We start from the raw sequence: 14,067 nt of genomic DNA on the forward strand, positions 1-14,067 counted from the left end.
GGCAGGCCCTATTCGCGAGCAAGCCCGCTCCCACATTTCGACCGCGATCTAATGTGGGAGCGGGCTTGCTCGCGAAGGGCTCGACTCGGTATTAAGCCAACCTTATTCCATGTCCTTGAGCCACTCAGAGCTCTTGAACCACTTGTCATGGATGCGATCGTAGGTGCCGTCGTTGCGGATCTGGTGCAGGAAGTTGTTGATGAAGTTGATGCTGTCGTAGTCGCCCTTCTTCAGGCCGAACGCCAGGGGTTCAAAGGTGAACGGCTGATCAAGGAACACCAGTTTGCCGGCGCCGACCTTGTTCACGGCCACCACGTTGTACGGGGCGTCATAGACGAAGGCGTCAGCCTTGCCGTTGACCACGTCCAGAACAGCTTCCTGCTCGTTGTCATAGCCGTGGTACTTGGCTTTGGAGATCAGCTTCTTGGCCACCATCTCGCCGGTGGTGCCGAGCTTGGAGGTCAGGCGGTATTTCTCGTCATTCAGGTCTTTGTAGGACTTGATGGTGCCCTCCAGCTCCTTGCGGATCAGCAGGGTCTGGCCGACCACGATGAACGGTTCGCTGAAGTTCAGGCGCAGGTTGCGTTCCTGAGTCAGGGTCATGCCGCTGCCGATCATGTCGAACTTGTCGGTCAACAGGGCCGGGATGATGCCGTCGTAACCGGTGGAAATCGGCTCGAACTTCACGCCCATCGACTTGGCCATGGCCTTGAGGATGTCGACTTCAAAGCCGATGATTTCACCGCGTTTGTTGGTCATCTGGAACGGCATGTAAGTCGGGTCCATGCCGACTTTCAGCGTACCGCGCTTGACCGCATCATCGATGGCGCCGGCATGTGCCGCGTTGACCGCCACCAGTGCGGTGACGCCCAGCAGCAGCATCGAAAGATACTTTTTCATCATCAAGTCCCCTGAACTCATTTTCTTGTGAGGTCGGCGCGCAAAAGGGCTGCACCATTTCGGGGTGCGATCCTAACTCACTCACCGCCGGGTACAAAGGTTTCGCCGGGATTTGTTGCCAAGGTATGACAGAAAAGCCCCACAACCGTGCAGAGAAAGGCATGGCTAGACACCTCGACCCACGGCCCAGCCAATTGCTTGATGTGTAAGCAGTTATGACTACCAGTCCACTTCCGCCATCCAGCCCGAGTCCTTGAACCACTTGTCATGCAGCCGATCGTAGGTGCCGTCCTGGGCCACCTGGTTGAGGAAATGATTGATCCAGTTGAGGCTGTCGTAATCGCCCTTTTTCAAGCCGAACGCCAGGGGCTCGTAGGTGAAGGGTTGCTCCAGCGCCAACAGCGCACTGTTCTGGGGCTTGGTAATGGCGATCAGGTTATACGGCGCATCATGGATAAACGCATCGGCCTTGCCCTCCACCACCTGGCGCACGCCTTCTTCAGGTGTTGGAAAACTGCGCAGCCGTGCAGTGCCGAGAAACCTTTTCGCCGCCGCCTCGCCTGTGGTGCCTTCGGCGGCCACGATCCGGTAACCGGCCTCGTTCAAGTCCTCGATGCTCTGGACCTTGTCGGCCAACCGAGGGTTCAGCAGCACGGTCTGGCCGACGATGATGAACGAGTCGCTGAAATTGAGGGTCAGGTTGCGCTCCTGCGTGACAGTCATGCCGCTGCCGATCAGGTCGAACCGGCTGGCCAGCAGGCCGGGAATCAGGTCGATATACGGTACCGAAACCAGCTCCAGCTTGACCCCCAGCGCCTTGCTCATCTCCCGAAGCAGGTCAATTTCAAACCCGACGATCCGGCCTTTCTTGTCGGTCATCTCAAAGGGCACGTAGGCCGGATTGGTGCCGACTTTCAACACACCCCGCCGAACGGCCTCATCTATGGCTCCGGCATGCGCCAGGTAACCGTGGGAAAATGTGACGATGCCGAGCAGCAGCATCGACAAATACCTTTTGATCATGAAAAAAGCCCCTGTTCCATTAAACACTCCCACACCCGGCCACGCGCAAGATCGCGTAAGCCGCAGGCTTCGAGTCAGATTTGGGGGGCGATGCTAACCCACTCGCAGGCACGGCAATATGCCTCGCAGAAGGGTCTTTTGTTTCGAAATAACAAGGAGTTAGCGCGATACAGCAGAAGGGAAAAACAACGTAGGACGGTTATCGCAAACGCCCCCGAGGTGGCACCTCGGGGGCGTCGGAATCAGGCCGGTTGAGCCTGGGACGACAGCGGCTTCAATGGCAGCAATGGCGCATGCGGATCGGCCTTGACCGATTCGCGCCAGGCGCTCAGCCACTCGGCGTGGCCTTCGCTCCAGACCTGCTCGTGCAAGCGTGCCAGGGCGACCGGGTCGCTGAGCAAGGCCAGGCGTTCACCGTTGTTGAGGCCGGCCGGGCCGACTTTCAACGCGTGGCGAACCCGGTCAACACGCAGCCACTCAATCGGCTCCGCCTGCCCGTGACGGGAAGTTGCCAAGGCGCACGCCAGGGCGTTCTGCTGCGGATCGACCACCGCCCGCACAAAACCGTCATTGAGCGCATGCCAACGGTTTTCGTGGGTGTACTTGTCGGTCGACAACAGCGCCTGGGGCGGATTGTATTCCTCGGGGATCAGGAACAGGCTCTCGTCGCGAGACTTGAGGCCCAGTTTGACCCGGCTGGAAATCACCGACACCGGAATCGACAGCATCAGCGAACCGACGATCGGCACCAGCCACCACAGGAAGCTTGGGTTCAACCACACCACCAGCAGCGCCCAGAAGAAGCCGAGCAGGGTCTGCGGACCGTGGCGCTTGACTGCCTCGCTCCATGGTGTGGAGTCGTCGTCACGCTGTGGCGAGTTCCAGGTCGCCGCCCAGCCGAGGAACGCGGCCAGTACGAAACGGGTGTGGAAAATCATCCGCACCGGCGCCAGCAACATGGAGAACAGCATCTCCAGCAGCATCGACAGGGTCACCTTGAACTTGCCGCCGAACTCTTTCGCGCCCTTGGCCCAGATCAGGATGATGCTCAGCAATTTAGGCAGGAACAGCAAAACGATGGTGGTGGAGAACAGCGCCACCGCCTTGTCCGGATGCCATTGTGGCCACAACGGATACAACTGGCGCGGCGCCATGAAGTACTGCGGCTCCATCAGTGTGTTGACCGCCAGCAAGGCCGTGGACAGCACCAGGAAGAAGAACCACAACGGTGCAGACAGGTAAGACATCACGCCGGTGAGGAACACCGCACGGTGCACCGGGTGCATGCCTTTTACCAGGAACAGGCGGAAGTTCATCAGGTTACCGTGGCACCAGCGACGGTCACGCTTGAGTTCGTCCAGCAGGTTCGGCGGCAGCTCTTCGTAGCTGCCCGGCAAGTCGTAGGCAATCCACACGCCCCAGCCGGCACGGCGCATCAGCGCCGCTTCAACGAAGTCGTGAGAAAGAATCGCACCGGCAAACGCACCTTTACCCGGCAACGGCGCCAGGGCGCAGTGCTCGATAAACGGCTTCATGCGGATGATCGCGTTGTGACCCCAGTAGTGGGATTCACCCAGCTGCCAGAAGTGCAGGCCGGCGGTGAACAGCGGGCCGTACACCCGGGTGGCGAACTGCTGCATGCGCGCATACAGGGTATCCATGCCCGACGCACGTGGCGCGGTCTGGATAATCCCGGCATCCGGCGTGGCTTCCATCAGGCGCACCAGGCTGGTCAGGCATTCGCCGCTCATCACGCTGTCGGCGTCGAGCACCACCATGTACTTGTAGTCACCGCCCCAGCGACGGCAGAAGTCGTCGAGGTTGCCGCTCTTGCGTTTGACGCGACGGCGACGACGGCGATAGAAGATCTTGCCGAAGCCACCGGCTTCGCGGCACACGTCGAGCCAGGCTTGCTGCTCGGCGATACAGATGTCGGCCTCGTTACTGTCGCTGAGGACGAAGAAGTCGAAACGGTCCAGGTCACCGGTGGCAGCCACCGATTCGAACGTCGCGCGCAGGCCGGCAAATACCCGGGGCACGTCTTCGTTGCAGATCGGCATGACCAGGGCGGTGCGGGCGTCTTTCGGAATCGGCTCGTCACCGGCACTTTTACCGGAGATACGGTATTTATCGTGACCGGTCAGCAGTTCCAGGAAGCCCATCAGCGCGGTCCAGAAACCGGCAGAGACCCAGCAGAACAGAATCCCGAACAGCACCAGGATGCTGGTTTGCAGGGCGTAAGGCAGTACCTGGGTCGCGGTTTGCAGCAGGGTCTGGTTGCGGATCTCGTCAAAGTCGACGAAGGACCAGCCCTGGTACGGCATGATGCCTTTCATGTACCAGCCGGCAACGATCGTCTGGCCGAGCATCAGCACCAGCAGGATATAGCGACGGATCGAACCGACGGTGCGCCAGCGGGCGGCCGGCAGTACGCGCTCATCCTTCGGCGGGGCCGGTGGATTCGTGCGGCCGGTCAGGCGGCGCCAGCCACGCACCAGGATATTGGTGCGCCACGGCTCAGGCACGACCTTGGTCCGACGGATCGGCGGCGTGGCCTTGAGGCAAACCCGGCCGCTGGCGTCGAGCACCAGCATTTCGGCGTCTTGCAGCTCTTCGGCAGTGTTGAGGGTCAGCCGGGCGCCTACCGATGCCTGGGCAGCGTCGGCAGGCGCGTCGAACGTGGACGATGACAGGCGCTTGTGCAATTCACTGAAGGACTCGCAGCCCGCCAGTTCGGCGCGCTGCTCATCGGTCATCGGTAGATGCGCCAGGTACTCGGCAAGCGTCTCTGGCTGGACTTGAGAATTACTCATCGGCAGGCAACTGATAGCTCCAGGTTTCGGTCAGGACTTGTTCTGTCTTGGCCGGCTCCGGTGTGGCTGGGGCCGCAGCTTCGGGCTGCTTGGCATCCTTGTCCTTGGCTTCTTTCTTGGCGGCTTTCTCATGCTGCTTGGCCAGCACCTTGTCGGCCTTAAGCACTTGGGTCGAAACCTTCTCCGGCTCAGGCGTGACGATGTCCTGAACCAGAGCAGCGCGCATTTCAGTCGGCTTGCCTGCGTCCTTGATCTTCATGCGCAAGGTCAGGCGCCAGCCTTGGGTGTGCGGGTTGTAGCGCACGCTGTTTTCAACGATTTCGGCGTTGTCGCCCACGCTGACCTGGCTGCGAACCGGTGCGTCAGCTGGCAGTTTCTTCAGGGACGGGCCCTCGAAGTCCACCAGGTAAGCCACGCTGCCGTCTGGCTGACGGATCAGGTTGGATTGCTTGACGTCGCCGGTGGAGCGCAGGGTCTGCTTGACCCAGGCGCTTTCCGGCGAATGGAACTCGGCGTCTTGCAATGTCCAGTGCAGGCGGTAGGCAACGTCCAGCGGCTTGCCTGGCTCCGGCAGTGTTTCCGGGCTCCAGAACGCAACGATGTTGTCGTTGGTTTCATCGGCGGTCGGAATCTCTACCAGGTCGACGGAGCCCTTGCCCCAATCGCCTTCAGGCTCGATCCAGGCGCTTGGGCGCTTGTCGTAGTTGTCGTCGAGGTCTTCGTAGTGGCTGAAGTTGCGGCCGCGTTGCAGCAGGCCGAAACCACGCGGGTTTTCCACGGTGAAGTTGCTGACCGACAGGTGTTTGGGGTTGTTCAGTGGGCGCCAGATCCACTCGCCGTTGCCGGCATGGATCGACAGGCCGCTGGAATCGTGCAGCTCGCGACGGTAGTTGAGGACCTTGGACGGCTGGTTGGCGCCGAACAGGAACATGCTGGTCAGCGGGGCGATGCCCAGCTTGGTGACCTTGTCACGCAGGTACATCTGGGATTTGACGTCGACGATGGTGTCGGTACCCGGGCGCAGGATCAGGCGATAAGCGCCGGTGGCCCGCGGCGAATCCAGCAGGGCGTAGATCACCAGCTGTTTCTCACCCGGTTTTGGACGCTCGATCCAGAACTCGGTGAAACGCGGGAATTCTTCGCCGGACGGCAACGCAGTGTCGATCGCCATGCCGCGGGCAGACAGGCCGTAGACCTGGTCCTTGCCCACGACGCGGAAATAGCTGGCGCCGAGCATGGTCATGATTTCGTCTTGCTTGTCGCCCTTGTTGATCGGGTACAGCACACGGAAACCGGCATAACCCAGCTGTTCGGTGGATTTGGGATCAAACTTGACGTCGCCGAAATCGAAGCGGGACGGGTCGTACTTGATTTCCTGAACGCTGTCGGCGGTGACTTCGTTGATTTTCACCGGTGTATCGAAATGCATACCCTGGTGGTAGAAGGACAGCTTGAACGGGGTGTTCTGATCGGCCCACTCGGCTTTTTCGTTGCGGAAACGAATTTTCTGGTAATCAGCGAATTTCATTTCGCGGAATTCGTTCGGCAAATTGCTGCGCGGAGCTTCGTATTTCTGCCCGGCCAGCTCTTTTGCCTTGGCCGACACATCATCCAGACTGAATGCCCACAGTTGACCCGCGCCGAACAGGCAAAACAGGGCAGAGCCCGTCACCAGTACGTTTCGTAACCGTTTGGCAGACAATTTTGGTGCATTACAGGGACTAACAATCACGAGCAACCCTCGCCGAAAACAGATCAAAAAACCAACGGCCAGCTATCTATATGCCAGGTTGGCGAGCATTGTTCCGACTCCCATGGGGCTAAATGATTCCCCAATGGCTATCGGACAAGTCTCTACCTAAGTCAAAAATGGACCAATTAACGCTGATCCCCGTAGCGCGCGATTATCTAGTAGCCCGCGTGACAACGCATCAGGGTCAGCGAAGTATTTGTAGCGAAAACCCGGTTTTTTGGGCATCACAAGTCGTTTTCAGTACATTCACGTCTGTAACAGGAAGGTGACCGGCCCATCATTGACCAAATGCACCTGCATATCAGCGCCAAAACGCCCTGCCGCTACCGTGCCATGCAATTGTTGCGCTTGTAACAGCAGATAGTCGAAAAGCGCCTCGCCCAACGCCGGCGGTGCCGCCGTAGAGAAGCTCGGCCTCAGCCCACTCTTGGTGTCTGCCGCCAGGGTGAACTGCGACACCAGCAGCAAACCGCCGCCAATGTCTTTCAAGGACAGGTTCATCTTGCCCTCGTCGTCGCTGAACACCCGATAGTTAAGCAGCTTATGCAGCAGCTTGTCGGCGCTGGCTTGCGTATCCGAAGGCTCGACAGCCACCAGCACCAGCAAACCCTGGTCTATCGCCCCGACCACCTGCCCCTCTACCTCGACCCGGGCGCCGCGCACCCGTTGCAAAAGCCCCTTCATGCTTCTTCAGGCGGCAAATCAAGCAGGCGCCGTGCCATTTCACTCGCCGCACGCACCAGCGCATCGGTAATTCCGGGTTCGGAAGCCGCATGGCCGGCCTCGCGGATGATCTGCAGCTCACTGTTGGGCCAGGCCTGATGCAGCTCCCAGGCATTGTCCAGCGGGCAGATCATATCGTAGCGGCCATGCACGATTACGCCAGGCAGGTGGGCGATCTTGTGCATGTCGCGGATCAACTGGTCAGGTTCAAGGAACGAGTTATTGGTGAAGTAATGGCATTCGATACGGGCAATCGACAGGGCGCGCTGGGGTTCGGAGAAACGCTCGATCAATTGCGGGTTCGGGCACAGGCCCAACATGCGCCCTTCCCACGTGGACCAGGCCTTGGCGGCGTGCATCTGGGCGATCTGGTCGTTGCCGGTCAGGCGCTTGTGGTAGGCGCTGAGCAGGTCGTGCCGCTCCTCCGCCGGGATAGGCGCCAGGTAGTCCTGCCAGTAATCGGGGAACAGCCGGCTGGCGCCAGCCTGGTAGAACCACTGAATGTCCTGGGGGCGGGCCAGGAAAATGCCCCGCACGATCAGGCCGTGCACACGCTCCGGGTGGGTTTGCGCGTAGGCCAGGGCCAGGGTCGAGCCCCAGGAACCGCCGAACAGCACCCATTTTTCGATGCCCAGATGTTCGCGAATCCGCTCAAGGTCGGCCACCAGGTCCCAGGTGGTGTTGTTTTCCAGGCTGGCCCGTGGGGTGGAGCGCCCGCAGCCACGCTGATCAAAAGTAACAATTCGGTACAGATTAGGATCGAAATAGCAGCGGCTATTGGCATCACACCCGGCGCCGGGGCCGCCATGGATGAACACAACGGGCAAGCCTTCCGGGGAACCGCTTTCGTCGACGTACAGGACGTGGGTTTCATCGACGGCCAGATCGTGCCGGGCGTAGGGTTTGATCTGCGGGTACAAAGTCTGCATTGCGCGCTCCGTAAGGGGTCGAGTTCATCCCTGGGGGGACGTCTATTATTTTGCCGTCTGGCATCATAAACCCGAATTGTGCAATGAGCATGTCCTCGTGGACCTAGACCTGTGTCAGCAGAACACCACGCAGGTAGTCCAGCAGATAAACGTACAGCCGGTCGACCTCCAACACCTGGCCCCGGGCCCGCAGGCAGCCGTGAACCAGGCCTTTGCCGGGATACAGCGTGGCCGCCACCCCGGCGCCTTGCAGGCGTTCGGCGTAGAGCATGCCGTCGTCCCGCAACGGGTCGAACTGGGCGACAGCGATCAAAGCCTGCGGCAACCCGCTGAAATCCACGGCCAGCAATGGCATGGCGTAGGGCGACGGCTTGCCCGGCCCACGCAGATAAAGGGCGAGGTAGCACTCGGTGTCGGCGGTACTGAGCAACGGCGCGTCGACGCAATCGCGGCGGGACGGCAGGTCGGCGGGGCCGCCCAGGCCGGGGTAGATCAGGACTTGCGCCAGGGGCTGCGGCTGATGGTCATCCCGCAGGCCCAGGCAGAGGGCCGCCGCCAGGTTACCGCCGGCGCTGTCACCGGCCACCACCAGACGCTGAAGGTTGATCGGCTGGGGCGCTTCGCCCACCTGGATCGCCTGCCAGACCGCACGGCAATCCTCAAAGGCGGCCGGAAACGGGTGTTCGGGTGCCAGGCGGTAATCGATGGCGATCACCAGCACTTGCAGTGAGTCGGCCAGCTCAGCACACATGAAGTCATGGGAATCCAGGCCGCCGACCACCCAGCCGCCACCGTGCATATAAAGGATGCATGGCCAGCCGCCATCAGGGATTGGCGTCGCCGGTTGATAAATGCGTACGCCCACGCCACCCAGGGAAACGTCTGACACCTGTAACCCTTCGGGCCGCGCCGGGGTGAACGCCTGGCACATGCGGTCGTAGCCTCGGCGCAATCCGGCCAGCGATGTGTCGTCGCTGGTGAAGGATTCGGTTTTTTCGACGAAGGCGCACATCTGCGCGGAAATCGGGTAATGGGACATCGAAGGATCGTCCTGAAGATAAGGATTTAACAGCCGCCACGAATCCAATGTGGGAGCGGGCTTGCTCGCGAATGCGGTGTATCAGTCAATACTTGTGTGGCTGACCCACCGCATTCGCGAGCAAGCCCGCTCCCACATTTTGATCTTCATTTGCTCAGGGCTTGAGGCTGGCCTGCACCGCCGCCACGCCGTCCTTGCCATCCAGGGTCGTCACGCCCGCCAGCCAGCGCTGCAAATCCTCGGGATTGTCGCGCAGCCACTGTCTGGCCACATCCTGCGGCGTCTTGCGGTCCATGATCGGCACCATCAACTGGCTTTCCTGGGCCGCGGTGTAGGTCAGGTTTTCCAGCAGGCGTGTCACGTTGGGGCAACGTTCGGCGTAATCCGGCGCCGTCACCGTGGAGACCGTGGCCATGCCTTCGTTGGCACCGAACACATCTTCACTGCCGGTCAGGTACGCCATTTTCATGTTGATGTTCATCGGGTGCGGGGTCCAGCCGACAAACACCACGAACTCCTTGCGATTCACTGCCCGCTGCACCGCCGCCAGCATGCCTGCCTCGCCGGACGCCACCAGCTTGAAGCCGCCGAGGCCAAAGCGATTGCTGTCGATCATTTTCTGGATATCGGTATTGGCACCGCTGCCCGGCTCGATGCCATAGATCTTGCCGCCCAGCTTGTCCTTGAAGCGGGCAATGTCGGCAAAGGTTTTCAAGCCGGCGTCGGCAACGTACTGCGGCACCGCCAGCGTCGCCTGGGCGTCGGACAGGCTCGGCTTGTCGAACACCTTGACCTGCTTGGCCGCGAGGAATGGCGCGATGTTGTTGTCCATCGCCGGTTTCCAGTAGCCGAGGAAGATATCCAGGCGTTTGTCGCGGATGCCGGCAAAGATGATTTGCTGCACGGCGCTGGTTTGCTTGCTGTCATAGCCCAGGCCATTGAGCAGCACATCGGCCATGCCGCTGGTGGCGATCACGTCGGTCCAGCTGACCACGCCCATGCGCACGACCTTGCACGAGGCCGGGTCGGCAGCCATCGCGTTGGCGCTTAAGAGTGCGGCGCCGGTGAGAATCAACAGACAACGGTTGAACAGTCTTTTCATCGATGCGGTCTCACTCGGCAGTTTTTATTGTGGGAGTGGCGTCTGACGCGCCGTGCCCAACACCTTACCCAGCGAGACCTCGATCAAAGCGAACTGTGGCGACAGGGATTTGCACACAGACGACTTGGGAGGTGTGTTGCTGTTGAGGGCCTCTTCGCGAGCAAGCCCGCTCCCACATTCGACCGTGTTCCTCCTGAAGAAACACGGTCGAATGTGGGAGCGGGCTTGCTCGCGAAGGCTATCTCAGCAGCGACGCCACTCAGGAGTAATGCCGCTTGCCCCACGCCAGGAACCCTTCCAGCAGTTCCTTCAACACCACCCGCGTCGGCTCGGCCAGGTCGGCGCGATAACGGAAGGGCTCAAACTCTTCCATGTAGGTGCACTGCCCCAACTCCAGCTGCACGGCGTGGATGTTCTCGGCCGGGTTGCCGTAGTGACGGGTGATGTGCCCGCCCTTGAAGCGCCCGTTGAGCACATGGCTGTACTGCGGGTGGCCGGCACAGATGGCTTCCAGTTCGCTGGCCAGCTGCGGATCGCAGGCCGCGCCGTTGAAGGTGCCGAGGTTGAAGTCCGGCAGCTTGCCTTCGAACAGGTGCGGGATCACCGAGCGGATCGAGTGCGCATCAAACAGCAGCGCATAACCGAACTCGGCCTTGAGCCGGGCCAGTTCGTTTTGCAGAGTGCGGTGATACGGCGTCCACACCTGCTCCAGGTACGTGGCGCGCTCGGCCTTGGACGGTTCCAGGCCTTCGCGGAACAGCGGCACACCGTCAAACAGTGTCGCCGGGTACAGGCCGGTGGTTGCGCCAACGTACAGCGGCTTGTCGTCTGAAGGCCGGTTCAGGTCGATGACAAAGCGCGAATACTCCGCCGCCAGGGTGCTGGCGCCCAGCGCTTCGGCGAAGTCGTACAGCGTGGGAATGTGCCAGTCGGTGTCCGGCAGGCTTTGCGCCTCGGGGATCAGCCCGGCTTGCACCGCCGGCGTCAGGCGCAGGCCCGCGTGGGGCATGCTGATCAGCAGCGGCACACGGCCTTGTTTGAAGTTCAGAACCTTATCCACAGCGGTACTCCTTAAACGGTGACTTCGACGCCGTGGCGCACGACGCGTTTATCCAGCTCGCCACCCAGCCAGTAGGCCAGGTCGGCGGGACGATCAATCTGCCAGGCGACAAAATCCGCGACCTTGCCCACTTCCAGCGAGCCATGGCTGTTGCCCAGGCCCAGGGCGGTGGCCGCGTGTTGCGTGGCGCCGGCCAGGGCTTCTTCCGGGGTCATGCGGAACAGGGTGCAGGCCATGTTCAGCATCAAGCGCACCGACAACGCCGGCGAGGTGCCCGGGTTGAGGTCGCTGGCGATCGCGATCTTCACGCCGTGCTTGCGCAGGGCATCCATCGGCGGCAACTGGGTTTCCCGCAGGAAGTAGAACGCGCCCGGCAGCAGCACCGCGACGGTGCCGGAAGCGGCCATGGCGATGGCGTCTTCCTCGGTCATGAATTCCAGGTGGTCCGCCGACAGCGCCTGGTACCGCGCCGCCAGGCTGGAGCCATGCAGGGACGACAACTGTTCGGCGTGCAGCTTTACCGGCAAGCCAAGTTTCCGGGCGGCGATGAACACGCGCTCCACCTGCTCCGGTGAGAACGCCAGGTACTCACAGAAGGCGTCGACCGCGTCCACCAGGCCTTCCGCTGCCAGCGCCGGGAGCATTTCGGTGCAGATGTGTTCGATGTAGGCATCGGCCCGGTCCACGTACTCCGGCGGCAACGCATGCGCCGCCAGGCAGGTGCTGCGCACACTGACCGGCAACTCGGCGCCGAGGCGACGGATCACCCGCAAAATCTTGCGCTCGCTGGCCAGGTCCAGGCCGTAGCCGGACTTGATCTCGACGGTGGTTACACCGTCGCGCAGCAAACTGCGCAGGCGCTTGTGGCCGCTGGCAAACAGTTCATCTTCGCTCGCCGCACGCGTGGCGCGCACGGTGCTGGCAATACCGCCACCGGCCGCTGCGATCTCGGCGTAGCTCACGCCTTGCAGCCGCTGCTCGAACTCGCCGCTGCGATTGCCGCCGAACACCGTGTGGGTGTGGCAGTCGATCAGCCCGGGCGTGACCCACGCCCCTTGCAGGTCATGGGTGGTTGCGTAGTTCGCATCCGGCAGATCGGCGCGCGGGCCGATCCACTCGATGAGCGTGCCCGAGGTAACAATGGCGGCGTCCTCGATGATCGAGTAGTTGCCCTGGGCCATGGTTGCAACGTGGCAGTGTTGCCAAAGCGTTTTCATCAACGCCTCCATTAGGTTATCGATGAGACAAAGCCGGGTCGTAGTGGACCTTGGCCGATTGCCCGGCGGCGGGCTTGACCCACAGCAGATAGGCGACGATCAGCAAGACGATCCACACGGCGCCGACCATAAGAGCGGCCTGGGTGTCCGGGAAGTAACCCAGCACGCCGAAGATGAACAGCATGAACACGATGGCGGCCGCTGGCGCGTAGGGCCAGAACGGCACCGGGAATTTCAGCTCGGCAATCTGTTCCCTGGTCATCGAGCGACGCATGGCCACCTGGGTGACCAGGATCATCAGCCATACCCACACCGTGGCGAAGGTCGCAATCGAGGCGATGACCAGGAACACGTTTTCCGGGATCAGGTAATTGAGCACCACACCGCCGAGCAACGCGGCGCCCATCACCACTACGGTCATCCACGGCACGCCCTGGCTCGACAGTTGGGCAAAACCCTTGGGCGCCTGCCCTTGCTGGGCCAGGCCATACATCATGCGACCGGCGCCGAAAATGTCGCTGTTGATGGCCGAGACGGCGGCCGAGATCACCACAATGTTAAGGATGGTCGCCGCCGAGCCTATCCCCAGGTTGCTGAAGATCTGCACGAACGGGCTGCCCTGGCTGCCGATCTGCGGCCACGGGTAGATCGCCATCAGCACAAACAACGTCAGCACGTAGAACAGCAGGATACGCAACGGCACGGCGTTGATTGCCTTGGGGATCACCCGCTGCGGGTCCTTGGCTTCGCCGGCGGTGATGCCGATGATTTCGATGCCGCCAAACGCAAACATCACCACCGCGAAGGACGCGATCAAGCCACCCACGCCGTTAGGCATGAAGCCACCGTGAGCCCACAGGTTGCTGAGGCCGGTAGCGGGTGCTTCGCCCGCCGAGTGAATGCCGAACAGCATGATGCCGAAGCCGCCGAGGATCATTGCGACGATGGCACCGACCTTGAGCAGCGACAGCCAGAACTCCATTTCGCCAAAGACTTTGACGTTGCACAGGTTCAGGCCGCCGATCAGCAACACGATGCCCAGCACCCAGACCCAACGCGCGACTTCGGGAAACCAGAAGCCCATGTAGATGCCGAAGGCGGTGACGTCGGCGAGGCAGACGATGATCATTTCAAAGGCGTAGGTCCAGCCGAGGATAAAGCCGGCCATCGGGCCCAGGTAGGTACTGGCGTACTGGCCGAAGGAGCCGGACACCGGGTTATGCACGGCCATTTCGCCGAGGGCGCGCATGACCATGAACACCGCGGCGCCGCCGATCAGGTAGGCCAGGAGCACGGCGGGGCCGGCCATCTGGATGGCGGAGGCAGAGCCGTAGAACAGCCCGGTACCGATCGCGGAACCGAGGGCCATGAAGCGAATATGTCGGGCGGAGAGCCCGCGTTTTAAACCTTTTTCCGAGTGCATTTCTCGTCCCTAATTATTTTTATCCTGAGAAAATTCGAAGCGGTGTGGACAAGCTTTTTGTGGCGAGGGAGCTTGCTCCCGCTCG

10 protein-coding genes and 1 pseudogene are annotated in these 14,067 nt (G+C 61.4%); all 11 read right to left on the bottom strand.

All coding sequences use genetic code 11. The annotated features are described in order from the left end of the window. Window positions 1-102 precede the first annotated feature (102 nt). Entirely contained in the window at window positions 103-900 is a 798-nt protein-coding gene (locus HX873_RS30085; RefSeq protein ID WP_003209284.1) for a transporter substrate-binding domain-containing protein, read from the bottom strand. A 219-nt stretch (window positions 901-1,119) separates the two neighbouring features. Next, entirely contained in the window at window positions 1,120-1,923 is an 804-nt protein-coding gene (locus HX873_RS30090; protein WP_043226395.1) for a transporter substrate-binding domain-containing protein, read from the bottom strand. Between the two features lie 237 nt (window positions 1,924-2,160). Beyond that, window positions 2,161-4,736: pseudogene (gene mdoH / locus HX873_RS30095) on the bottom strand (glucans biosynthesis glucosyltransferase MdoH); the annotation flags it as partial. Next, a complete protein-coding gene (locus HX873_RS30100) occupies window positions 4,729-6,468 on the bottom strand; it encodes a glucan biosynthesis protein G (RefSeq protein WP_371318410.1) in 1,740 nt (579 codons plus the stop codon). The gene HX873_RS30100 and the pseudogene mdoH, both read right to left, overlap by 8 nt. 267 nt (window positions 6,469-6,735) lie before the next feature. After that, window positions 6,736-7,173, bottom strand: coding sequence for a D-aminoacyl-tRNA deacylase (dtd, locus tag HX873_RS30105; protein ID WP_087692908.1), 438 nt, complete (start codon window positions 7,171-7,173; stop codon window positions 6,736-6,738). Then, complete coding sequence (pip, locus tag HX873_RS30110) at window positions 7,170-8,141, bottom strand: prolyl aminopeptidase (RefSeq protein ID WP_008439282.1); 972 nt, start codon at window positions 8,139-8,141, stop codon at window positions 7,170-7,172. The genes dtd and pip overlap by 4 nt, the downstream gene beginning before the upstream one ends. A 103-nt stretch (window positions 8,142-8,244) precedes the next feature. After that, on the bottom strand, window positions 8,245-9,180 hold the full coding sequence (locus HX873_RS30115; protein ID WP_177116694.1) for an alpha/beta hydrolase: 936 nt from the start codon (window positions 9,178-9,180) through the stop codon (window positions 8,245-8,247). Between the two features lie 154 nt (window positions 9,181-9,334). Further along, on the bottom strand, window positions 9,335-10,282 hold the full coding sequence (locus tag HX873_RS30120; RefSeq protein ID WP_008439284.1) for a choline ABC transporter substrate-binding protein: 948 nt from the start codon (window positions 10,280-10,282) through the stop codon (window positions 9,335-9,337). Window positions 10,283-10,541: 259 nt separating this feature from the next. Then, window positions 10,542-11,342 carry an N-formylglutamate deformylase gene (gene hutG / locus HX873_RS30125; RefSeq protein WP_087692905.1) on the bottom strand — a complete coding sequence of 267 codons (801 nt, stop codon included), beginning with the start codon at window positions 11,340-11,342 and terminating at the stop codon, window positions 10,542-10,544. Window positions 11,343-11,353: 11 nt separating this feature from the next. Beyond that, on the bottom strand, window positions 11,354-12,559 hold the full coding sequence (hutI, locus tag HX873_RS30130; protein ID WP_134325596.1) for an imidazolonepropionase: 1,206 nt from the start codon (window positions 12,557-12,559) through the stop codon (window positions 11,354-11,356). 16 nt (window positions 12,560-12,575) lie between these two features. Next, on the bottom strand, window positions 12,576-13,982 hold the full coding sequence (locus tag HX873_RS30135) for an amino acid permease (RefSeq protein WP_177123645.1): 1,407 nt from the start codon (window positions 13,980-13,982) through the stop codon (window positions 12,576-12,578). Window positions 13,983-14,067: the final 85 nt, after the last annotated feature.

It is taken from the genome of Pseudomonas sp. P7758, from assembly GCF_013386485.1.
Lineage (GTDB): Bacteria > Pseudomonadota > Gammaproteobacteria > Pseudomonadales > Pseudomonadaceae > Aquipseudomonas.